The sequence below is a fragment of the Micromonospora sp. CA-269861 genome (genome assembly GCF_050948505.1).
GTDB lineage: Bacteria > Actinomycetota > Actinomycetes > Mycobacteriales > Micromonosporaceae > Micromonospora.
Genome location: NZ_CP192014.1, coordinates 5,283,151 through 5,303,326 on the forward strand (window position 1 = coordinate 5,283,151; position 20,176 = coordinate 5,303,326).

Annotated in this window: 18 protein-coding genes and 1 pseudogene; 9 read left to right on the forward strand and 10 right to left on the reverse strand. The window is 72.9% G+C overall.

Translation table 11 applies throughout. The annotated features are described in order from the left end of the window. Positions 1 to 159: 159 nt before the first annotated feature. Positions 160 to 1,011: a DUF308 domain-containing protein gene (locus ACQP0U_RS24095; protein ID WP_433311070.1), complete on the forward strand. Its 852-nt coding sequence runs from the start codon at positions 160 to 162 to the stop codon at positions 1,009 to 1,011. A 158-nt stretch (positions 1,012 to 1,169) separates the two neighbouring features. Beyond that, positions 1,170 to 2,666, forward strand: a complete 1,497-nt coding sequence (locus ACQP0U_RS24100) for an alpha,alpha-trehalose-phosphate synthase (UDP-forming) (protein WP_433311073.1) — start codon at positions 1,170 to 1,172, stop codon at positions 2,664 to 2,666. Positions 2,667 to 2,685: 19 nt separating this feature from the next. Here the strand turns inward: ACQP0U_RS24100 and ACQP0U_RS24105 are convergent. From ACQP0U_RS24105 to ACQP0U_RS24130, 6 genes and pseudogenes are all read right to left on the reverse strand, one after another. Then, positions 2,686 to 3,477, reverse strand: a pseudogene (locus tag ACQP0U_RS24105) (alpha/beta hydrolase). Between the two features lie 14 nt (positions 3,478 to 3,491). Further along, the gene (locus tag ACQP0U_RS24110) at positions 3,492 to 4,898 is read right to left on the reverse strand and encodes a flavin-containing monooxygenase (RefSeq protein WP_433311075.1); all 1,407 of its coding nucleotides are present in this window, start codon (positions 4,896 to 4,898) and stop codon (positions 3,492 to 3,494) included. Between the two features lie 116 nt (positions 4,899 to 5,014). After that, positions 5,015 to 5,707, reverse strand: a complete 693-nt coding sequence (locus ACQP0U_RS24115) for an endonuclease/exonuclease/phosphatase family protein (protein ID WP_433311077.1) — start codon at positions 5,705 to 5,707, stop codon at positions 5,015 to 5,017. Between the two features lie 11 nt (positions 5,708 to 5,718). After that, a complete protein-coding gene (locus ACQP0U_RS24120; protein ID WP_433311080.1) occupies positions 5,719 to 6,666 on the reverse strand; it encodes an ROK family glucokinase in 948 nt (315 codons plus the stop codon). 75 nt (positions 6,667 to 6,741) lie between these two features. Continuing rightward, positions 6,742 to 7,434, reverse strand: a complete 693-nt coding sequence (locus tag ACQP0U_RS24125) for a hypothetical protein (RefSeq protein WP_433311083.1) — start codon at positions 7,432 to 7,434, stop codon at positions 6,742 to 6,744. A 31-nt stretch (positions 7,435 to 7,465) separates the two neighbouring features. Then, positions 7,466 to 7,921, reverse strand: a complete 456-nt coding sequence (locus ACQP0U_RS24130; protein WP_433311086.1) for an SRPBCC family protein — start codon at positions 7,919 to 7,921, stop codon at positions 7,466 to 7,468. Between the two features lie 119 nt (positions 7,922 to 8,040). Between ACQP0U_RS24130 and ACQP0U_RS24135 the strand changes: the two genes are divergently transcribed. The 7 genes from ACQP0U_RS24135 to ACQP0U_RS24165 all read left to right on the forward strand — a co-directional run bounded on the left by ACQP0U_RS24135 (position 8,041) and on the right by ACQP0U_RS24165 (position 16,329). Then, the gene (locus ACQP0U_RS24135; RefSeq protein WP_433311089.1) at positions 8,041 to 9,855 is read left to right on the forward strand and encodes an AMP-dependent synthetase/ligase; all 1,815 of its coding nucleotides are present in this window, start codon (positions 8,041 to 8,043) and stop codon (positions 9,853 to 9,855) included. 14 nt (positions 9,856 to 9,869) lie between these two features. Continuing rightward, positions 9,870 to 11,561: a sensor histidine kinase gene (locus tag ACQP0U_RS24140; protein WP_433311092.1), complete on the forward strand. Its 1,692-nt coding sequence runs from the start codon at positions 9,870 to 9,872 to the stop codon at positions 11,559 to 11,561. A gap of 7 nt (positions 11,562 to 11,568) precedes the next feature. Further along, positions 11,569 to 12,237: a response regulator transcription factor gene (locus ACQP0U_RS24145; RefSeq protein ID WP_030337723.1), complete on the forward strand. Its 669-nt coding sequence runs from the start codon at positions 11,569 to 11,571 to the stop codon at positions 12,235 to 12,237. A gap of 188 nt (positions 12,238 to 12,425) precedes the next feature. Further along, positions 12,426 to 13,235 (forward strand): SAM-dependent methyltransferase, encoded by an 810-nt coding sequence (locus ACQP0U_RS24150; protein WP_433311095.1) that lies wholly within the window; start codon positions 12,426 to 12,428, stop codon positions 13,233 to 13,235. 79 nt (positions 13,236 to 13,314) lie between these two features. Beyond that, positions 13,315 to 14,973, forward strand: a complete 1,659-nt coding sequence (locus ACQP0U_RS24155) for a putative bifunctional diguanylate cyclase/phosphodiesterase (protein WP_433321083.1) — start codon at positions 13,315 to 13,317, stop codon at positions 14,971 to 14,973. 88 nt (positions 14,974 to 15,061) lie between these two features. Then, a complete protein-coding gene (locus ACQP0U_RS24160) occupies positions 15,062 to 15,646 on the forward strand; it encodes a TetR/AcrR family transcriptional regulator (RefSeq protein ID WP_433311098.1) in 585 nt (194 codons plus the stop codon). A 20-nt stretch (positions 15,647 to 15,666) separates the two neighbouring features. Next, positions 15,667 to 16,329, forward strand: a complete 663-nt coding sequence (locus tag ACQP0U_RS24165) for a lysophospholipid acyltransferase family protein (RefSeq protein ID WP_433311101.1) — start codon at positions 15,667 to 15,669, stop codon at positions 16,327 to 16,329. 13 nt (positions 16,330 to 16,342) lie between these two features. Here the strand turns inward: ACQP0U_RS24165 and ACQP0U_RS24170 are convergent, their stop codons facing one another. The 4 genes from ACQP0U_RS24170 to ACQP0U_RS24185 all read right to left on the reverse strand — a co-directional run bounded on the left by ACQP0U_RS24170 (position 16,343) and on the right by ACQP0U_RS24185 (position 20,055). Further along, a complete protein-coding gene (locus ACQP0U_RS24170; RefSeq protein ID WP_433311104.1) occupies positions 16,343 to 17,467 on the reverse strand; it encodes a glycosyltransferase family 4 protein in 1,125 nt (374 codons plus the stop codon). After that, positions 17,464 to 18,723 (reverse strand): M48 family metallopeptidase, encoded by a 1,260-nt coding sequence (locus ACQP0U_RS24175; RefSeq protein ID WP_433311107.1) that lies wholly within the window; start codon positions 18,721 to 18,723, stop codon positions 17,464 to 17,466. Before ACQP0U_RS24175 ends, ACQP0U_RS24170 begins: the two co-directional genes overlap by 4 nt. A gap of 156 nt (positions 18,724 to 18,879) precedes the next feature. Next, positions 18,880 to 19,098: a hypothetical protein gene (locus ACQP0U_RS24180; protein WP_433311110.1), complete on the reverse strand. Its 219-nt coding sequence runs from the start codon at positions 19,096 to 19,098 to the stop codon at positions 18,880 to 18,882. A 237-nt stretch (positions 19,099 to 19,335) separates the two neighbouring features. Further along, positions 19,336 to 20,055 carry a DinB family protein gene (locus ACQP0U_RS24185; protein ID WP_433311113.1) on the reverse strand — a complete coding sequence of 240 codons (720 nt, stop codon included), beginning with the start codon at positions 20,053 to 20,055 and terminating at the stop codon, positions 19,336 to 19,338. Between the last annotated feature and the right edge of the window lie 121 nt (positions 20,056 to 20,176).

Here is a 20,176-nt window from a genome sequence, read left to right on the forward strand (position 1 = left end):
CTGCCGTGACCAGCGGCAGGGGCTCTGACTTTGGAAGACGCGACACAACGCACTCCCGGAACCATGCCCTGACGTGTCACGATTCAGAGCACGGCGTGCGGACGGGCGTCGAAGGGCAGAGGTGGCCGCGCCGGAAGGCGCGTTAAGGGGGATGTCCGGGTGTCAGCGGGTGGGGCCCGCCGGGGTCGGCGGGACAACGGGCTCGACGCGAACGAGTACGCCGTCGTCGGCGACGTCGATCCGCGCGTCGGTGAGCACCTGCTCGACGTCCTGGCCGCGGGCGGGATCGCCGCCTACCTCCAGCCCTCCGCGGACCTCAACCCGGTCACCCGCACCACCACCGTGCCGGCCCGGCCGGTCGACCGGCTCTACGTCGACCGCTCACACCTGACCACCGCACGGGACTATCTGACCCAGCTCGCCGACGAGACCACTCCGGAGCAGCCGCCGGCTCGCGACGAACCGGACATCGACGCCGAGTGGGCACGGATCGTGGCAGGCTTCCACACCACCTCCACGCCCGGTGACCACCCGTGGCCGGCCTCGGAGGACGTGGACGAACGGGACGCGCGGGACGAGCCGACCGCCGGGCCGCTGACCCGTTCCGGTGCCGACGAGCCCGGTCCGACCGCCACCGACGTTCGCCGGCTACCGTCCGCCACTGACATCTCCGGGATCTCGGTGGGGCGCGGCACCCGACCGGACGAGCCCTCGCTGCTGGACGGGCTGGACACCTTCGGCGCCGACCTTCCCGACGACGAGGACGACGAGGGTTACCACCCGCCGCCACCGCCGCCGCTGCCCCGGGTCAGCAAGTACGCGGTGATCGGCGTGCTCGGGGTGGTCGTCGGGTTCGCGCTGTTCCTGTTCCCGTGGCTGCTCCCGATCGACCGCTCGGCGGTCACGCTGTTCGGGTTCACCGGCATCCTGGCCGGTTTCGTCACGCTGATCTGGCGGCTGCGCCCCGGCGACGAGGACGAGGACGACCCGGACAACGGCGCCGTCGTCTGAGGTCGGCCCGCATCCCGGGACAGCAGCGCCCCGCCGGGGGCGTAACAGTGGTGTAACTTACTGTCAGTAGGAATACCGCTGTACGTCACTTCCCCCGCTGACTGACCGGTTTTTCCTTGCTCGCGGCGGTCAGTCCTCTGCTGATCGGAATGCCCGAGATGCGACAGAGTTCTCTCGTGGTGGTGGCCAACCGCCTCCCCATCGACGACAATCAGGCCCCCGACGGGGCCTGCGAGTGGCGACGCAGCCCTGGTGGGTTGGTCAGCGCACTGCACCCGCTCCTACGGCACACCCCGGCGACCTGGGTCGGCTGGGCCGGTGGCACCGGGCCGGCACCCTCCCTGCCGGACGTGGACGGCGTACGGATGCACACCGTCGCGCTCAGCCCGGAAGACCTGCGCGACCACTACGAGGGGTTCGCCAACGCCACCCTCTGGCCGCTCTACCACGACGCCGTGGAGCAGCCGCAGCACCACCGCCGATGGTGGGAGGCGTACCAGCGGGTCAACCAGCGCTTCGCCGAGGCGACCGCCCAGGTGGCCGAGCCGGGCGGGGTGGTCTGGGTGCAGGATTACCACCTGCAACTGGTCCCCGGTCAGCTCCGCGCGCTCCGCCCGGACCTGCGCATCGGGTTCTTCCTGCACGTGCCGTTCCCGCCGCCGGAGCTCTTCATGCAACTGCCCCGCCGGGCCGAACTGCTGCGCGGCATGCTCGGCGCCGACCTGGTCGGCTTCCAGCGCGCCCAGGCGGCGCACAACTTCGCCCAACTGGTGACCAAGGTGCTGGAGCTGCCGGCCACCGACCGGCGGATCGGCATCGACGACCGGGTCGTCCGCATCGGCGCGTTCCCGGTCTCCATCGACACCGCCGAGATGGCCGCGCTCGCCGACCGCCCGGACGTTGCCGCTCGGGCCCACCGGCTCCGTCAGGACCTCGGCGATCCCCGGCAGGTCATCCTCAGCGTGGACCGGATGGATTACACCAAGGGCATCGAGCAGCGCCTCAAGGCGTACAGCGAGTTGCTCGCCAGCGGCGACGTCAAGGTCCGCGACACGGTGCTGGTGCAGGTAGCCATGCCGAGCCGGGAACGCGTCGGCCAGTACCAGATCCTGCGCGAACGCATCGAGCGCGAGGTCGGCCGGATCAACGGCGAGTTCGGCCGGGTCGGCGAGCCGGCGATCCACTACCTCACCCAGCCCTTCGACCGGGCCGAGCTGGCCGCGCTCTACCGGGTCGCCGACGTGATGGCGGTGACGCCGTTGCGCGACGGGATGAACCTGGTCGCCAAGGAGTACGTGGCCGCGCGGGTCGACGACACCGGCGCGCTGCTGCTCAGCGAGTTCGCCGGCACCGCCGCCGAGCTGTCCCAGGCGTACCTGGTCAACCCGCACGACCTGGAAGGGCTCAAGCAGGGTCTGCGCGCGGCGCTGCGGGCCACCCCGGCGGACACCACCCAGCGGATGCGGGCCATGCGCGCCCATCTGCACCAGCACGACATCCGGGCCTGGGCCCGCTCCTACCTGCGCGCCCTCGACGAGGGCGGCGCCCTGGTCAGTCGCCTGACCAGCACCGACACCGGCTCCGACGGCACCGCTCGGGTGCCCCGGCCGGCCACCCCGACCGGCAGCCCTGCCGTTCACCAGGCCGGCGGCTGACCGCCGGCGGCCTGGTCGCTCAGTGCGCCGCGGGCTCCTTCTCCAACCAGTCCAGGATCGCGTCGATCGGCTCCGCCCACCGCGCGTCAAGCATCAGGTCGTGGCCCATCCCGGGGAAGAGCAGCGGGGCCGACCCGTACCGACGGGCCACCCGGGTCAACGTCGACGCCGGCACCACCCGGTCGTCCGGGCTGCCCAGCACCAGCACCGGGGCGCGCCCACGGCCGGCTCGGCCTCCGGCTCACCCAGCAGCGCCCACTGCGCCCGCCGACCCGCCCGACCGAGGCGTCCGACGTACCGCCGGGCGTCCTCGTCGGGCAACTCGCGGCTGAACAGCTGCCCCGGTTAAGCCGCAACGGCCCGCCGAACACCGCCGGCAGCGTGCCGCGGGGTTGCGGCGCAACGCCGCGCCCAGCACTCCCCAGCCGCCGAAGACCGGCGCCACCAGCACCGCGCCGCGCGCCGGGTAGCGGGCCAACGCGTGCGCCACCACCAGGGCCCCGGCGCCGTGCCCCACAAGCACCGCCTGCCGCGGCAGGCTCGCGGCCACCTGGACCACATCGTGGGCGTACGCCCGCAGCGTCGCCTCCGGCGCCGGCTCGCTGCCACCGTGCCCGCGCAGGCTCACCGCGTACGCCGGGAACCCCCGCGACGCCGCGTGAGCCAACCAGTGTTCGGCGAACGCCCACGCGCCGTGCCCGAACCCGGGAACGAAGAGCAGCGGCGGACGTCCCTCCTCCAGCTCGGGGACCGCGCTGAGCACCTCCCGCCGGGCCGGCCGGACCGGTCGGGACCACTCCCGACCTCGCATGATCCGCAGGTCCGTCACTTGCCCTCCAGTTCGACAAGGGCGCGCTGGATGGCGCGCAGGTAGTCGGCGTGCCCGACCTCGAACCAGTGCCGGCTGCTGTCCTTCACCGGCCCGGAGTACCGCTCACCGGCCCGGTCGCGCACCCGCTGCGCGAACGCCGTGGCCCGTTCCGGCCGGTCCCGACGGGCCCGCAGCAGTCGGGCGAAGAGCACCGTCTGCCAGTGCGACAGGGTGAACAGACCGGAGTCCGGCTGCAGCAGGCCGGCGACGGCCAGGGTCGGATGCCCCGGCGTGAAGGCGTTGAGCCACAACGTGGGCCGGCCGGCGCCGGCGCTGTCACCGAACACCGACGCGTCGAGGAACTCGAAGCGCGGCAGGTACCCGGTGGCGAAGACGACCACCTCGGGGTCGATCTCCCGGCCGTCGGCCAACTCCACGGCGTACGGGTGGAACCGGGCGATGTCCGGCACCGGGCCGATCCCGCCGTGGCCCACGTAGTAGACGAGCTGGCTGTTCGCGATCGGGTGCGTCTCGTACACCCGGTGGTCGGGCTTGGGCAGGCCGAAGCGGGTCAGGTCGCCGACGGTCAGCCGCAACGTCCAGTGGTAGAGCCACTGCCGCAGCCGCAGCGGCACCCGCAGCGCCAGCAGGCTGTCGTTGACCTGGTCGGCGGGGCGACCGAGGACGTACTTCGGGGCGTACCAGTAACCGCGCCGGGTGGAGTGCCAACAGCGCGACGCCTGCTGGGCGGCCTCGACGGCGATGTCGCAGCCGGTGTTGCCGGCGCCGACCACCAGCACCCGCTTGCCGCGCAGCTGCGCCGGGTCCTTGTAGGACGAGGCGTGCATGATCTCGCCGCGGAACTGTTCGAGGCCCTCGTAGCGGGGCAGCTTCGGCGACCAGTTGTGGCCGTTGGCGATCACCACGGCGGCGTACCTGGCAGTGCGCTCGGGGCCGTACCCGCCGGTGGAGCGGGTGGTCACGTCCCACCGGTCCCCCTCGACGGGCTCGACCCGGATCACCTCGGTCCCGAACCAGATGTGCGAGCGCAGGTCGAAGTGGTCGGCGTACCGCTCGAAGTACGACAGCAGCTGACCGTGGTGCGGGTAGTCCGGCCAGGAGTCCGGCATCGGGAAGTCGGGGAACTGGGTGAACGGCTTCGACGAGATCAGGTGGGTGCTGGCGTACACCGGGCTGCGGTCGTGCCGCCAGTTCCAGGCGCCGCCGACGCCCGTCTCCCGCTCGTAGCAGTCCACGCCGAACCCGTGCTCGCGCAGGTTCTTGATGGCCGTCAGGCCGCTGGCCCCGGCCCCGATGACGCAGACCGTGTCGCCCCGGTCGGAGACGGGGCGGCCGTCGCTGTTCGCCGCGGGCGAGGTCGCCTCCGGGTCGGGCCGGCCGTGGTCGGTGGAGGTGGACACCGGGAAGATCTCCTTTGGTACGGCAGGCGTGCCGGTCGCCGCGAAATCCTCTCCACAACCGGGCCGGATGTCCAGTCCTGAGCCGGACGCGTCGACTGTCGAGCAGGCGTCGGGGGTCAGCCGGTGGTGGGCAGGAGCAGGTCGACCAGGACCGGGAAGTGGTCGCTGGCGCGGCGGGTCTGCGGGGTGTCCACCACGTCGTAGTCGACAACTGTGATCCGCGGGTCGACGAAGAGCGCGTCGATGCGTCGGCGCGGGTCGGCGCAGGAGTAGGTGAGCCGCTCGGCCCGGTCGGCCGCGACCGCGGCGTCGGTCAACCCGCGCGACACGGTGGCCCAGGCGGGCCCGTCCGGTCCCTCGTTGAGGTCCGCCCCGGCCAGCACCGGGCTGGTCGCCGCGTCCAGCCCCCGCTTGAACTCGGCGGCCTGGGAGGGCCGCTCGGCCGGGTCGGTGGACAGGTGCGAGCCGGCGAGAGTGAACTCGGCGTCGCCCACCCGGCAGTCGGCGTACGCGGCACCGCGCAGGTGCCGGCCGGGGGTCAGCGGGAAGCGCTGACAGCGGGTGCCCCGCACCTGGACCCGCAGGCTGGTCAGCAGCAGGTTGCCCAGGGCGGGCAGCCCGCCGGCGGCCACCACCAGGCCGAACGACTCGGCCAACGTGGCGGACTTCTGCCGCCACCGGAACCGGCGTGGCCCCTCCTGCACGATCACCACGTCCGGCGTCGCGGCCCGGACCACCGCCGCCAGCGCGGCGGTGTCGTCGCGCTGGCTGTGGATGTTGTACGACACCACGCGCAGCGGCACGCCCATCCCGGACCGCCTCAGATCCGGCGGGCCAGGTCAGCGGCGCCGATCACCCCGGCGCTGTTGCCCAGCTCCGCCGGGAGCACCTCGGCCACCGGCAGGCGACCACGCTGGGCGAGCGCGTCGAGGTACGAGCGGCGCGTGGGGCCGAGCAGCAGGTCACCGGCGTCGATCACACCGCCGCCGACCACGAGGGTCTGCGGGTCCAGGATCTGCGCCATGTCGGCGAGGCTGGTGCCCAACCATCGGCCGATCTGGGCGAACGCCTCGGCGGAGACCGGGTCGCCGCCCTGCGCGGCGGCGGTCACCATCGGGCCGGTGATCGCCTCGGCCTCACCGCCGGCCAGCTTCAGCAGGGCGGTGGCCCGGTTGGGCTCCTGCCGGGCGCCGGCGCGGGCGAACCGGACCAGGGCGCTGCCGCTGGCGTACTGTTCGATGCAGCCCAGCCGGCCGCAGCCGCACTGGTGCCCGTCCGGCACGGCCAGCATGTGGCCCAGCTCCGCGGCGATGCCGTGCGCCCCGCGCATCAGCTCGCCACCGAGGACGATGCCGCCGCCCACACCGGTGCCGATGGTGAACATGATCATCGAGTCGTCGGCGTCGCGGGCCGCGCCGTAGCGGAACTCGGCCCACGCGGCGACGTTTCCGTCGTTCTCCACGATCACCGGCAGACCGACGGCCTCGCTGACGTACTCGCGCAGCGGTTCGTCACGCCAGGCCAGGTTGGGGGCGAAGAGCACAGTGGAACGGCTGGCGTCGATCCAACCGGCCGCGCCGATGCCGACGGCCTCGATGGTCCGCCCGGCAGCCAGCTCGCTGACCAGCTCGATGATGACGTCACGGGTCTTTGCGACGTCATCGGCGGGAGTGTCCCGTCGGGTCTGCACGAGGACCGCGCCGGTGTCGTCCACGACACCGCCGGCCACCTTCGTGCCACCGACGTCGACTCCGATGGTCAGCGTCACCGCTACCGCCCCCCTCTGCTGTGCTGTCCGGCCCCTGCCCCGGCCCAGTGCCGGTCGGGTCGGAATGTCCCGCGCTCAGGCGCCGTCGCCCGATGCTTCCGCGTCGGCGTCATCGGGCACCCGCGAGGCGGGCACCACGGGACGGGTGGTCGGTGCCGGTACGGTCGCCGGCCCGGCCTCGTCGACGGGTGGTACGGCGGCCGGGGCGAGTGGGTCCGCCGTCCGGGTGGCGACCGACCAGACATCCCGCTCCGGCGCCGGCTGAGAATCATGCCCGGTACGGGTGGCATCGCGCCACACGTGGTCGTCGGCGGTCGCTGTGGACGGGGTGCCCGGGGGTGGCTCGGGGGACGCGTCGTCGGTGCTCGCGGTGGGTGCCGGCATCGGCGACGCGGCCGGCTCGGCGGGCCTCGGCGCGGACGGTTCCGCCGGGGAGAACGCGCGGAGCAGGCTGGCGACGCCCGCGGCGAGGTCACCGGCGCCGGTGGCGAGACGCTCGGCGAATTCCGGACTCGGGTCGCGCAACGCGGCGATGCCCCGACAGACCGGGCAGACGCAGCATTCGGCCGAACCGGTGGCGAAAGCACCACCGGCACCGGAGCGGCCGTCCGGGCGCTCACTGTGACCGAGGACACCGGACAGCATCCCGCCCAACGAGCCGAACGCGCCGCCCGCCGAGCCGGCCGAGGCCAGTCGCGCCCCCGCCAGCAGGGTGGCGACCAGCCGCTCTGCCTCTTCCCGGGCCGAACCCGGATCCGTTCCGCCCACCGTCGGCTCCTCTACCGTGCCACCGGACACGTCACTGCGCCGCGCCGGTTGCTTCTACCCGGCGCTTGAGCTGCTTCAACGCGGTGTCCATGATCATCTTCTCGGCTTTCCGCCGAAACATCCCGAGCATGCCGACCGACAGGTCGACCTCAAGCGTGTAGGTCACCGTGGTGCTGCCGTCCGGGTTACCCACCAGGTCGTACGAACCACGCTGGGCCTTCTGCATCTTCGACGGGGCGACCAGGTGCCACTCGATCCGGGACAGGTCCTCGGCGTACTCGTAGGCGAGCACGTACTCGTCGGCCATCACCCCGGCGTCGATGGTGAAATGCACCTGACTGGCGTAGCCGTCCTCGTACTCCTCGATGACCTCGGCGCGACGCACCGCGTCGGTCCACTCCGGGTAGCGCGCGAAGTCGCAGATGACCGCCGTCACCCGATCCGGTGCGGCGCCGATGTTGATCGACTGGGTGGAGGAGTCCGCCATGGGGGGAGGCTACCCGCCTCCTGCCTGACTCACCCCGACCGCCCGCCGGGTAGGTTTCGACACAGGCCGACGCCCACGGCGACGGCCGGACCAGACAGTGCGAGCACGAAGGAGTGCAGGTGCGCGAGTTCTCCGTCCCGCCGATCGTCACAGTTGGCGACGCGGCCAACCTCACCGATCCGGTCTGGGACAACGCCGAAGTCGCGCCCGACACCGTCCAGTTCGCCCGCCCCACCGCGAGCGCCGACGGCGCCGTCACCACGTGGACCGACGTGACCTGCCTCCAGTTCCGCGACGAGGTGGCCGCCGTGGCCCGGGGGCTGATCGCCGCCGGCATCGAGCCCGGTGTCCGGGTCGGGCTGATGAGCCGCACCCGCTACGAGTGGACGCTGCTGGACTACGCCATCTGGGCCGTCGGCGCGGTGACCGTGCCGATCTACGAGACGTCCAGCGCCGAGCAGGCCGCCTGGATCATCGAGGACTCCAACGCGGTCGCCGTCGTGGTGGAGACCGAGGCGCACGCCGCCCTGATCGCCGGTGTCCGGCACCGGCTGCCCGAGCTGGGCCAGGTCTGGCAGATCGACAGCGGCGGGGTCGACGAGCTGGTCAAGGCCGGCGCCACTGTCGAGCTGGCCGAGGTCGAGCGGCGGCGCAAGGCCGTCCGCGCCGGCGACCTGGCCACGATCATCTACACCAGCGGCACCACCGGCCGGCCCAAGGGCTGCGTGCTCACCCACCGCAACATGTACGCCGACATCGCCAACGCGGTGCCGGTGCTGCCGAACCTGTTCAACGCCGGCGCGAGCACCCTGCTCTTCCTGCCGCTGGCGCACGCCTTCGCGCGACTCATCCAGATCGGCGTCGTACAGGCGCGGGCCACCATGGCGCACTGCGCCGACACCAAGAACCTGGTCGCCGAGCTGCAGGCGTTCCGGCCGACCTTCGTGCTCTCCGTACCCCGGGTGTTCGAGAAGGTCTACAACGCCGCCAAGCAGAAGGCCGAGGCGGACGGCAAGGGTGGCATCTTCGCCCGCGCCGAGCAGGTCGCCATCGCGTACAGCGAGGCGCTGGAGACCCCGGGCGGGCCCGGCCTGGCGCTGCGCGCCCAGCACGTCGTCTTCGACCGGCTGGTCTACGGCAAGCTGCGCGCCGCGCTCGGCGGACGGTGCCGGGACGCGATCTCCGGCGGGGCGCCACTCGGCGCCCGGCTCGGCCACTTCTTCCGAGGTATAGGCGTGACCGTCCTGGAGGGCTACGGCCTCACCGAGACCTCGCCCGCCGCCGCGGCGAACCTGCCCACCGGCACCCGGATGGGCAGCGTCGGCCGTCCGCTGCCCGGCGTGACAGTGCGGATCGAGGACGACGGCGAGATCCTGATCTCCGGCGAGCTGGTCTTCCAGGGTTACTGGCGCAACGAGGCCGCGACGGCCGAGACGATCAGCACGGACGGCTGGTTCCGCACCGGCGACCTGGGCCAGCTCGACGCCGACGGCTACCTCAGCATCACCGGCCGCAAGAAGGAGCTGATCGTCACCGCCGGCGGCAAGAACGTCGCCCCGGCGGTGCTGGAGGACCTGGTCCGGGCGCACCCGTTGATCAGCCAGTGTGTCGTCGTCGGTGACGCCAAGCCGTTCATCGCGGCACTGGTCACCGTCGACGAGGAGGCGCTGCCGACCTGGCTGGAGGGTGCCGGGATGCCCCTGGACACCACCATCGAGCAGCTACGCGAGCACGAGGGCCTCCGCAACGAGATCCAGGCCGCGATCGACACCGCGAACCAGGCCGTGTCGAAGGCCGAGGCGATCAAGGTGTTCCGGGTTCTGCCCCACGACTTCACCGAGGCGACCGGCGAGCTGACCCCGTCGCTCAAGGTCAAGCGCCAGGTTGTCCACAAGACGTACGCGGCGGAGATCGCCGATATCTACCGAGGCTGACTACCATCCGTCACGTGCCCGCATCCACAGCCACCGCACCGCACCCGCATCCCCTCGCCGCGGCCGCCCGCCTGGTGATGCTGGCGCTGATCGCCATCCTGACCCTGTTCGCCACCCGCGACGTCGCCCAGCTGTGGTGGATCGCGTTGCTGGCGGTGGCCGGGCTGCCGTCGCTGCTGGCACCGCAGCACCGGCTGATCGGCCCGCTGAGCCGGGTCGCCGAGGTGGTGGTGCTGGGGCTGGCCGCGAGCCACGTCGCTGCCGTCGCGTCCATCGGCGGCACTGTCGACGGCCTGGGCGCCTCGGCGGTGCTGCCCTACCTGGCGGTCCCGGTGACCGTCACCGCGCTGCGCCGCCGCTTCCCCGAGGGCGCCGCGCTGCTCGTGGTCACCGGTGCCACCCTGCTGGTCAGCGGCGCGCTGACCCAGGTCGACGGCGGGCCCCAGCTCGGCCAGCCGGGTTACCTCGCGGTCTGCGCGCAGTGGCTGATCCTGGCGGCGCTGGGGCTCTACGCCGCCGGCACGCTGCACCGGGTGATGGCGGTCCGCGGTGAGGGCAAACCCCAGCCGTACGCCGAGGCCACCCGGCTGCTGACCCAGCTCCGGACGGTGGCCCGGCAGCTGCCCGGCGCGACACTCGATCCGGGCGGCATCTCCGAGCACCTGCTGGAGGAGCTGCGCACGGTGGCCCGCGCCGACCGGGGCGCGGTGCTGTCGGCCAGCGGCGGCGGTCGGCTCGTGGTGCTCGCCCAGGCCGGCGTGGACCGGGTCGACTGGGAGACGACGCTGGACGCGGACTCGGCGATCGCCGACGCCTGGGCCACCCAGCAGGCCACCACCGCCGCCCGGTCACAGTCCCGCTCGCACCGCGGTGGGGACGTGTCCGCGCTCATCGTTCCGCTGGTCGCCGGGGTGCGCACGGTGGGGCTGGTGGTGCTGGAGGCCGACGTCGCGCAGGCGTACCCGCCACCGGTGGTGTCCCGGGTGACAGCACTGACCCGCCCGGCCACGCTGCGGCTGGAGGCGGCGCTGCTCTTCGACGAGGTGCGCTCACTGGCCACCAACGAGGAGCGGCAGCGGCTGGCCCGGGAGATCCACGACGGGGTGGCACAGGAGCTGGTGATGGTCGGCTACGGCATCGACAACGCCCTGGCCACCGTCTTCGACGACGCCGACGAGACCGCCGAGGCCCTGCGTACGCTGCGCGGCGAGGTGACCCGGGTGATCCAGGAGCTGCGGCTCAGCCTCTTCGAGCTGCGCAGCGAGGTGGACCGGCAGGGTGGGCTGGCCGCGGCGATCGCGGAGTACGCGCGCACCGTGGGCGCGTCCGGCGGGCTGCGGGTGCACCTCTCGCTGGACGAGTCCACCGCCCGGCTGCCGGCCGCCACCGAGGCCGAGTTGCTGCGCATCGCGCAGGAGGCGGTTACCAACGCGCGCAAGCACGCCGGGGCGTCGAATTTGTGGGTCACGTGCGAGATCGACCCCCCGTACGCGCAAATAGAAGTGTCGGATGACGGTCAGGGGATGGCTGACCAGCGCCCGGACGGACGGTACGGTCTTGCGATCATGGCCGAGAGGGCGGAACGTATCCGGGGCCGGTTGGAGATCAGGCCGCGGCAACCCAGCGGCACGACCGTGGCGGTGGTTCTCGGCACCTCGGCCCGGCGCGATAACGTGCGCGGCAGCGCAGCACCAGAAGGGGAGTAACCCGAGGATGACCACAAGTCCGATACCGGCCACCCGTACCAAGGTCCTCCTTGTCGACGATCATGACCTGATTCGCAAGGGTTTGCGGCACGCCTTCGAGCGCGACCGCCAGTTCGAGGTCGTCGGTGAGGCGGCCACGGCGGCGGAGGGGGTACGCCAGGCCGGCGCCTTGCAGCCGGACGTGGTGATCATGGATCTGCGGCTGCCCGACGGCAGCGGCCTGGAGGCCACCCGCGCCCTGCGCAAGTCCAGCGCGTCGATGGGCATCGTGGTGCTGACCATGTACGCCGGCGACGACCAGCTCTTCGGCGCCCTGGAGGCCGGTGCGAGCGCCTTCGTGCCGAAAACCGCCCCGGCCGACGAGGTGGTGGCCGCCGCACGGCACGCCGCCTCCTCCCCCAGCGCGTTCACGGCGGCTGACCTGGCCGAGGCGATGAAGCGTCGACTCGCCCCGTCCGGCCCGCAGTTGTCTCCCCGGGAGGGGCAGGTGCTGCGGCTGCTCGCCGATGGCATGAGCGTGGCCGGCATCGCCAAGCAGCTGTTCGTCAGCGAGTCGACGGCGAAGACGCACATCTCCAAGCTCTACGAGAAGCTCGGCGCGGCCAACCGGGCCCAGGCCCTGATGACCGCGCTCCGGCTCGGCCTGCTCGAGGCACCGGACGCGCCGAAGTTCTGACAGGCAACCCGCTCGTCGAGCGGGACGTCGCGACCGACGGTCCGCGCCAGCTCCGGCCGGCGCGGACCGTCGCGCATCGACCGACGTCGGCGGGCAACCTCCGGCGCGCTATGGTCTGGCGTGCGGGGCGGGTGCACAATACCCGCGCGGGCGACGACGCTCGCGTCGCGGACTCGAGGGGTGAACGCATGCAGCGGCCGGACTGGGCACCCGACACCATCGACATCGAGCGCCCGAGCGTCGCGCGGATGTACGACTACTACCTCGGCGGCTCGCACAACTTCGCCGCCGACCGGGCCGCGGCGCAGGCGATGGTCGCCGCGGTGCCCGAGGCGCCGTTGATGGCCCAGGCCAACCGGGCGTTCCTGCGCCGGGCCGTGCACCACCTCGCCGACGCCGGGATCCGGCAGTTCCTGGACATCGGTTCGGGCATCCCGACCGTCGGCAACGTGCACGAGATCGCCCAGCAGCTCGACCCGCGGTCGCGAGTGGTCTATGTGGACGTCGACCCGGTGGCGGTGGCGCACAGCCGCGAGATCCTCGCCGGCAACGAGCAGGCCGCGGTGGTCCAGGAGGACCTGCGCAACCCGGAGGCGATCCTGGCCCATCCGGACGTCCGCAAGCTGCTCGACCTGAGCCAACCGGTGGCCGTGATGGTCGTGGCCGTCCTGCACTTCGTCTCGGACGACGACCGACCGGCCGAGCTGCTGCGGACGCTACGGGACGCGCTGGCGCCCGGCAGCTACCTCGTGCTGTCACAGGCCAGCGACGACGGGCGCAGCGAGGACGAACGCGCCGAGGCCGAGCGGGTCTACCGGCGCACCGACAACCCCCTGTGGGTGCGCGGTCGCGCCGAGCTGACCGCGCTCTTCGACGGGTTCGAGCTGCTCGATCCCGGCGTGGTCTGGGTGCCCCAGTGGCGACCCGACACTCCGGAGAGCGCCGAGAACGCCGAGCAAGCGGTCTTCATGGGCGGCGTCGGGCGCCTCGGTGGCTGAGTCGCCCGGGGTCACCCCCCATCCGGGCACATTCGCCCGGGCCTGGGCGAAGGCGGTCTCCGGCACCAGCTACCTACCGATGACGCAGGCCCAGTTGGAGGCCCTGCTGGACCGGCTCACCGGGCAACTGGCCGGCGCGTTGCTCACCGAACCGTTCGACCTGCGTGCCGGGCACCGGGTCGGCGCCGAGTTGGTCGCCGCGCACATCGCCTCCGCCGAGGGGCTGGGTCGTACCGTCGAGGTCATCCAGCTCCGCCTGGTGCGCGACCTGGGGTTGGTGGCCGAGGACGTCGAGGACCGGATGGCCCGGCTGCTGGCGGCCGTGGCCACCGGCTACGCCCGCGCGCTGCGCGACCGGACGCTCGACGAGCAGGAGTCGATCCGCCGCGCCGCGATGCGGGCCCGCACCCAGGCCGAACGCGCGCTGCGGGCCAGCGAGGCCCGGTTCCGGCATCAGGCCACCCACGACCCGCTCACCGGCCTGCCCAACCGGACGCTGTTCACCGAACGGCTCACCGCCGCGCTCAACGAGCCGGGCCGGGGCGCGCAGCGCGTCGGGGTGTGCTTCCTGGACCTGGACCGCTTCAAGGTCGTCAACGACACCCTGGGCCACCAGATCGGTGACCTGCTGCTGGCCACGGTCGCCGAGCGGCTGCGCAAGGCGATGGGTGAGCACCTGGTGGCCCGGCTCGGCGGCGACGAGTTCGTCATCCTGGTGGAACGCACCGCCGGCACCGACGACATGGTGGCGGTGGCCGAGACCGCGCTCGCCGCGGTTCGCACACCGGCGCTCGTGGACGGGCACGAGCTGCAGATCTCGGCGAGCGTCGGCATCGTCGAGCGCCAGGTGGCCGGGGCGAACCCCACCGACCTGATGCGGGCCGCCGACAGCACCCTGCACTGGGCGAAGTCCGCCGGCGGGGCGCGCTGGGCCCTCTACGACGCCGAGCGCAACCAACGTGAACTGGCCCGCTACGCGCTCTCCGCGGCCATCCCCGCGGCGTTGGAGCGGGGCGAGTTCTACCTCGACTACCAGCCGCTGACCTCACTCCGCGACGGCAGCCTGGTCGGCGTGGAGGCGCTGGTCCGCTGGCGGCATCCGGAGCTGGGAGTGCTGCGCCCGGACAGCTTCATCGGGTTGGCCGAGGAGACCGGCCTGATCGTCCAGTTGGGCGGGTGGGTGCTGGCCGAGGCGTGCCGCGAGGCCGAGGCGTGGTCGGCCGGGGGTGCCGCCGCGCCGTTCGTCAGCGTCAACCTGGCGGTACGGCAGGTGCACCGGCCCGGGTTGGTGCAGGAGGTCCGCGCGCTGCTACGGCAGACCGGCCTGCCGCCGGAGCGGCTCCAACTGGAGATCACCGAGAGCACGATGATGAGCACCGCCGAGGAGCCGGTCCGCGCCCTGCGGGTCCTCGCCGACCTCGGGGTGCGCATCGCCATCGACGACTTCGGCACCGGCTACAGCAACCTGGCGTACCTGCGGGACCTGCCGGTGACCGAGCTGAAGGTGGCCGGTGAGTTCGTGGCCGGCCTGCGGTCACCCTCCGTCGGCCGCACCGACGAGCGGATCCTCGCCTCGCTGGTCTCGCTGGCGCACGCGTTGGACCTGACCGTCACCGCCGAAGGGGTGGAGACCGCCGGGCAGGCCGAGCGGCTGCGCGCGATCGGCTGCGACGCCGCCCAGGGCTGGCACTTCGGCCGCCCGGCCCCCGCCGATCGCATCCTGGCCCGCATCCGCTGACCCTCCCGGCCGCACCACCGCTCGGCTCACCGGCACCCCCGCCGCCCCCGAGGTAGACAGCGTCTACGGCGGCTGGTAGACAGTGTCTATGGGTGCGGACGAGACGGGGCTGCGGGCGCGGCTCGTGGCCGTCGGGGTGGACCTGGTGCTGCGCGAGGGCCAGTCGGCGGTGTCGCTACGGGAAATCGCCCGGCGTGCCGGGGTCTCGCACGGTGCGCCGCGCCGCTACTTCCCCACCCACGTCGACCTGCTCTCCGCCATCGCACGGGAGGGCTTCGCCGACCTCACCACTCGGGTCGAGCAGACGATGCGTGACATCGACCCGGATCCGCGTACCCGGTTGGTAGCACTGGCCCGGACGTACCTGGACTTCGCGGCGGCCCACCGCGGCATGTACGAGCTGATGTTCCGCCACGACCTGCTGGACAGCGGCCGGCTGCGGTTGCGTGAGACGAGCCTGCCGCTGTTCGCCGTCCTGGCCGAGCTGGTGGCGCAGGTGCGCCGGCCCACCGACGCGCCCGCGGCGGTGCTCGCCGGCGCGCTCTGGGCAAACCTGCACGGCATCGCCCAACTCTGGGCCTGGGGCAGCCTGCCGCTGGCCACCGGCGCCACCGACGACGACGCCCTGCTGCGCGCCGCGTTGGAGGCCCACCTCGGCCCCGCGCGGGCCTGAAACTCGACCCCGGAGGACACGTGCCCCTGCTGTACGACGTCACCAAGCTGACCGTCGGCACCGCGCTGCGGTTCGGCTGGCGGCCCCGGGTGGAGGGGCTGGAGCATCTGCCCCGAGACGGCGGCGCGATCCTCGCCGGCAATCATCTGTCCGTCGCCGACGAGCTGTTCCTCGTCACCTCGACGCCCCGACACGTCACCTTCTGGGCGAAGGTCGAGTACTTCAACGGTCGGGGTCCCGGCGGCTGGCTCAACCGGCGGATCGTCGCCGGCATGGGCGCCATCCCGGTCGACCGCACCGACGGCCGCGCCGCGCTGCGCGCCCTCGACGCCGCCGTACCTGTGCTGCGCGCCGGCGGTCTGGTCGCCGTCTACCCGGAGGGCACCCGCTCCCCCGACGGGCGGCTCTACCGGGGCCGCGTCGGGATGACCCGGCTGGCCCGCGACGCCGGGGTGCCGATCATCCCGGTGGGCGTGCTCGGCACCGCCGAGGTGCTGCCGGTCGACGCGCGGTTGCCCCGTCGACACCCGATCACCCTGCGGTTCGGCCCGCCGATCCCGGTCGCCGACCGGATCAACGGGCCGCGCGACATCCGGACGGTCACCGACGAGGTGATGGCGGCGATCCAGAAGCTCACCGGCCAGGAGTACGTGCCGCGCTACGCGCCGGCCCGGGAGAGCTGAACCCGGGCGGTGATCAGCCGGCGAGTAGTGCCGCCATGCGTTCCGCCTGCGCCTCCCAGCGCCACTCCCGCTCCACCCACGCCCGGCCGGCCGAGCCCAGTTGGCGGGCCAGGTCCCGGTCGGCGAGCAGCCGGGCGACCCGGTCGGCGAGCTGGGCGACGTCCCGGCCGCGTACGACGTAGCCGGTCTCCCCCTCGCGGACCGCGTCCGGTGCGCCCCCGGAGTCACCGGCCACCACCGGCAGGCCGGTCGCGGATGCCTCCAGGTAGACGATGCCCAGCCCCTCGACGTCGAGGCCACGGTTGCGGGTGCGGCACGGCATCGCGTAGACGTCACCGGCCGCGTAGTGCGCCGGCAACTCGACCGACGGCACCGTGCCGGTGAACACCACGTCCCGTTCGACGCCGGTCTGGCGGGCCAGCTTCTCCAGGGTCGCCCGGTACGGCCCGCCACCGACGATCAGCAGCGCCGCGTCGGGCACCCGGCGGCGGATCTCCGGTAGGGCCCGGATCAGCGTGTCCTGACCCTTGCGCGGCACCAGCCGGGACACACAGACGACCACCGGACGGTCGGTCAACCCGAGCCGGGCCCGGACCTGTTCGCCGTCCACCGTGGGGTGGTAGGTGTCCACGTCGACCCCGGGCGCGAGGCGGCGCAGGTCGGTCACCCCGTCCAGGACGCGGGCCAACCGGCTGCGGGTGTACTCGCCGAGGTAGGTGGTCACGTCCACGCCTCGACCGATGCGCCGCAGCGCCGGCCGGGCGGCCGGCACCGCCGCCCAACCGACCTCGTGGCCGTGGGTCTGCGCCACCACCCGGCGGATGCCGGCCCGTCGCCGCAGGCCGGCCGCGAGCAGCCCCAACGGGGCCGCCGCGCCGAACCACACAGTGTCGCAGTCGTACGCGCGCGCCAACCGGGCCGCCCTACGGGCGATCAACGGGGTGGGCAACAGCACCCTGGTGCGTTCCCGGATCACCTCGAACGGCTGGTCGGCGTCGAACTTCGCGGCCCCGCGCCAGTTCGACGCGTAGACGACCACCGAGCCGGCCGGTTGACGGACCGCGAGGTTGTGCACGAAGGACTGGATCCCACCCGGACGGGGCGGAAAGTCGTTGGTGATCAGCAGCGTGCGGCTCATCGGCCGGCCTCCCGGGCGTACGCGCGGGCGGCGGCCATCCGCTCCACGGTGGACGGATGCGAGGCCGAGTAGAGGTATTCCCAGCGGGGCGGGTCGGGATCGCCGAGGTTGACCGAGCCGAGCCGGCGCTGCATCGACTCGAAGGACTCCGGGTCGTTGGTGAGCGCGAGCGCGTGCGCGTCGGCTCGCGCCTCCACCCGTCGGGACATCAGCGCCTGCACCGGGGCGGCGACCAGCCCGGCCACCGTGACCAGGGCGACCAGCAGCGGAAACGCGCTCGGTTGGGCCACCGAGTCGACACCGGCCAACCGCAGCAGTGGCCCCCACGAGCCGAGCAGGTAGAGCGCCACCACTGCCGCCGCGGCGCCCAACGCCCCGGTCAGCGTGCCGGCCGCCACGTCGGAGTCCTTCGCGTGCCCCAACTCGTGCGCCACGACGGCTGTCACCTCGGCGGGGGTCGCCTCGCGCAGCAGGGTGTCGTAGACGACCACCCGCCGGGTCGGCCCGAGACCGGAGACGTACGCGTTGACGGCCCTGGTGCGGCGGGAGGCGTCGGCGACCAGCACGTCACGCACCGGCACACCGTCTCTGGCGGCCATGCTCATCAGCTCGGTGCGCAGAGGGCCCTGCTCCATCGGCGTGAACCGGTTGAACACCGGCTCCACCAGCACCGGCAGCACGAACGACAGCAGCGCCACCAGCACCGCGGCGCCGCCCGCGCCGAACGCCCACCACCAGCGCGGGGCGAGTCGGATGACCGCGTAGAAGCCGAACAGCGCCACCGCCCCGATCACCGCGCTGACGGCGTACGACTTGAGCAGGTCGACCGCCCAGCCGCTCCACCCGTTGGTGCTCAGCCCGTAGCGGGTGAGCACGCTCTGCCGCCAGGCGGCGAACGGGAGCGTCACCAGGTCGGCGACGAGCACCACCGCCAGCCCGCCGAGCACCGCCTGCGCGGCCCAGTGCCCGCCGAACGGCCGGCCCACCAGCTCGACCAGGCGACTGCCCAGCGGGGTCAACCCGAGCGCGAGGGCGATCAGCAGCCCAACGGCGAGCGCGGCGTAGCCGCCGGGGCGCAGCGCGGCCCGGAACTCCCGGCCCTTGGCCACCTGCTCGGCCGGCAGGTCACGCAGCGCGGCGAGCTGGTCGGCCCGGGGTGCCGGTGGGCGGTGCCACGGGATCAGCAGCGCGGCCAGCACGACCAGCGCGATGGTCAGCCCGGCCAGGGCCAGCAGCGCCCAACCGCGCGGGGTCACCGCGTCACCGCCTGGCGGGCTCTGCCGCCACCTTCGAGCGCGCCGTCGACGAGCCTGCCGTCGTGCCGTCGTTCCCCGCTCATCGCGCCGCTCCTCCCGCCGTGACCGCTCATCCTATGGCCCGCGAAAAGCCCGCTTCCGGGCGCGGTGTCGCGCTCAGGCGACGCGGCGGGCGCCACGGCGGCGAGCCGCCTCCGGGCGCGCGGGCGCGGCCAGCACCTCCACGTCGAAGCCGGCCCGGGCGAACACCTCGATGGCCTCGACCTCGGCGGCGACCAACCCGGCCGCCGGTGACGTCTCGTCGAACAGGGCGGTCAACGGGCAGCCGGAACAGCCGTCGGCCCGCCTCGCGCACCCGTCGCAGTCGATAAGCATCCCGCCTCCTGATCGGCTCGCGGTGCACGGCCGACGGCTCGTCGTCGCCGACCGAGCACCGTCGGTCACATCGACGCTAACCACCGGGTACGACAGGAACCCCGTCCGACCGCCCGTTTCAGGGCTAGATCCACTCCAGATCAGCGAAATCGGGCCATCCCGATCGCCTGGACACCGCGACTTCACCAAACCCGTGACGATCACGCCGCTGGTCCGTAGGACTGCCCGACCGCCGTCTCAGCCCTGCGCGTCGAGGTCCCGCAGTGCGAAGCGGAGGTGCTGCCACTCCTCGGCGAAGATCACGTGAAGGCAGTGCAGGACGGACACGATGTGCTCGGGCCACCAGGCGCTGGGCCGAGGCTCGGCGAGCAGCTCCGGCGTGACGGTCGCCAGGAAGTCGCGCACCATGGCCTGCCGCTCGGCCCGCACCCGCAGGACCGCCTCGAAGGTCGGCTGCTCGGTGGTGAAGACCGACATGTCGAAGCCGTCGGTCTCGTACTCGACGTGCGGCTGACCGAACGGGTGGAACGGCTGCGGCAGGCCCAGGACCACCTTGCCCAGCCACACGTCGGCGGCGAACGCGAGGTGGCGCAGTGTCTGCGCGAACGACCACTCCCCGTCGATCGAGACGTCGACAGCACCCGGGGGCATGGACCGGACCCGGTCGACCGCCGCCGCCCAGGCTCCCTCGATTACCGCCCACGCCACGCGCAGGTCGTCCGGATCCTTGGTCTGCCGGAGCTCGCGCCCGGGGAACCGTCGGTTGAGCTCGGCCTCGACCAGCGGCACGACATCGACGCCGTTGACCACGAACGTGCTGTCGGCCAGCCACGGCGCGTCGATGTCCAGGCCGTCCACATCGACGCCGCGCATCACGGCGCCGGCCAGCGTCGCCCGGTTGAACCGGGCACCCCGCAGGTCTCTGTCAACGAAGTCCCTGGCGTTGTCCTGGGTCATGGCGACCCCCTCCCGTCGGCGAACGGCGGTGACGCTAACCCCTGTGTACGACAGGAAACCCGTGTACTCCCAGCATTGATTCGTCCTCACATCCAGGCCGCCGAAGCTGACCATGGTGAGT